The sequence below is a fragment of the Mangrovibacter phragmitis genome (genome assembly GCF_001655675.1).
GTDB lineage: Bacteria > Pseudomonadota > Gammaproteobacteria > Enterobacterales > Enterobacteriaceae > Mangrovibacter > Mangrovibacter phragmitis.
In genome coordinates, this window is record NZ_LYRP01000024.1 from 1 (window position 1) to 2,280 (window position 2,280).

Consider the following 2,280-nt stretch of genomic DNA (forward strand, 5'->3'; position numbering starts at 1 on the left):
AAAGAGTCAGGGAGAACTCATCTCGGGGCAAGTTTCGTGCTTAGATGCTTTCAGCACTTATCTCTTCCGCATGTAGCTACCGGGCAGTGCCATTGGCATGACAACCCGAACACCAGTGATGCGTCCACTCCGGTCCTCTCGTACTAGGAGCAGCCCCCCTCAATTCTCCAGCGCCCACGGCAGATAGGGACCGAACTGTCTCACGACGTTCTAAACCCAGCTCGCGTACCACTTTAAATGGCGAACAGCCATACCCTTGGGACCTACTTCAGCCCCAGGATGTGATGAGCCGACATCGAGGTGCCAAACACCGCCGTCGATATGAACTCTTGGGCGGTATCAGCCTGTTATCCCCGGAGTACCTTTTATCCGTTGAGCGATGGCCCTTCCATTCAGAACCACCGGATCACTATGACCTGCTTTCGCACCTGCTCGCGCCGTCACGCTCGCAGTCAAGCTGGCTTATGCCATTGCACTAACCTCCTGATGTCCGACCAGGATTAGCCAACCTTCGTGCTCCTCCGTTACACTTTAGGAGGAGACCGCCCCAGTCAAACTACCCACCAGACACTGTCCCCACGCCRGATTAYGGCGCCAGGTTAGAACATCAAACATTAAAGGGTGGTATTTCAAGGTTGGCTCCATGCAGACTGGCGTCCACACTTCAAAGCCTCCCACCTATCCTACACATCAAGGCTCAATGTTCAGTGTCAAGCTATAGTAAAGGTTCACGGGGTCTTTCCGTCTTGCCGCGGGTACACCGCATCTTCACGGCGAGTTCAATTTCACTGAGTCCCGGGTGGAGACAGCCTGGCCATCATTACGCCATTCGTGCAGGTCGGAACTTACCCGACAAGGAATTTCGCTACCTTAGGACCGTTATAGTTACGGCCGCCGTTTACCGGGGCTTCGATCAGGAGCTTCGCTTGCGCTGACCCCATCAATTAACCTTCCGGCACCGGGCAGGCGTCACACCGTATACGTCCACTTTCGTGTTTGCACAGTGCTGTGTTTTTAATAAACAGTTGCAGCCAGCTGGTATCTTCGACTGACTTCAGCTCCATCCGCRSGGGACTTCACCTACATGTCAGCGTGCCTTCTCCCGAAGTTACGGCACCATTTTGCCTAGTTCCTTCACCCGAGTTCTCTCAAGCGCCTTGGTATTCTCTACCTGACCACCTGTGTCGGTTTGGGGTACGATTTCGTGTTACCTGGAGCTTAGAGGCTTTTCCTGGAAGCAGGGCATCTGTCACTTCAGCACCGTAGTGCCTCGTCATCACGCCTCAGTGTTAATGAGYAACCGGATTTGCCTGGTCACTCCACCTTCACGCTTAAACCGGGACAACCGTCGCCCGGATGACACAGCCTTCTCCGTCCCCCCTTCGCAGTAACACCAAGTACAGGAATATTAACCTGTTTCCCATCGACTACGCCTTTCGGCCTCGCCTTAGGGGTCGACTCACCCTGCCCCGATTAACGTTGGACAGGAACCCTTGGTCTTCCGGCGTGCGGGTTTTTCACCCGCATTATCGTTACTTATGTCAGCATTCGCACTTCTGATACCTCCAGCATGCCTCACAGCACACCTTCACCGGCTTACAGAACGCTCCCCTACCCAACAACACTCAGTGTCGCTGCCGCAGCTTCGGTGCATGGTTTAGCCCCGTTACATCTTCCGCGCAGGCCGACTCGACCAGTGAGCTATTACGCTTTCTTTAAATGATGGCTGCTTCTAAGCCAACATCCTGGCTGTCTGGGCCTTCCCACATCGTTTCCCACTTAACCATGACTTTGGGACCTTAGCTGGCGGTCTGGGTTGTTTCCCTCTTCACGACGGACGTTAGCACCCGCCGTGTGTCTCCCGTGATAACATTCTCCGGTATTCGTAGTTTGCATCGGGTTGGTAAGCCGGGATGGCCCCCTAGCCGAAACAGTGCTCTACCCCCGGAGATGAATTCACGAGGCGCTACCTAAATAGCTTTCGGGGAGAACCAGCTATCTCCCGGTTTGATTGGCCTTTCACCCCCAGCCACAGGTCATCCGCTAATTTTTCAACATTAGTCGGTTCGGTCCTCCAGTTAGTGTTACCCAACCTTCAACCTGCCCATGGCTAGATCACCGGGTTTCGGGTCTATACCCTGCAACTGGACGCCCGGTTAAGACTCGGTTTCCCTGCGGCTCCCCTATACGGTTAACCTTGCTACAGAATATAAGTCGCTGACCCATTATACAAAAGGTACGCAGTCACCCCACCCCAAAACGCTCCACTGCCTGATTTTT

Annotated in this window: 1 rRNA gene; it reads right to left on the reverse strand. The window is 54.1% G+C overall.

The annotated features are described in order from the left end of the window. Positions 1-2,280: ribosomal RNA gene (locus A9B99_RS15525) — 23S ribosomal RNA — on the reverse strand; the annotation flags it as partial.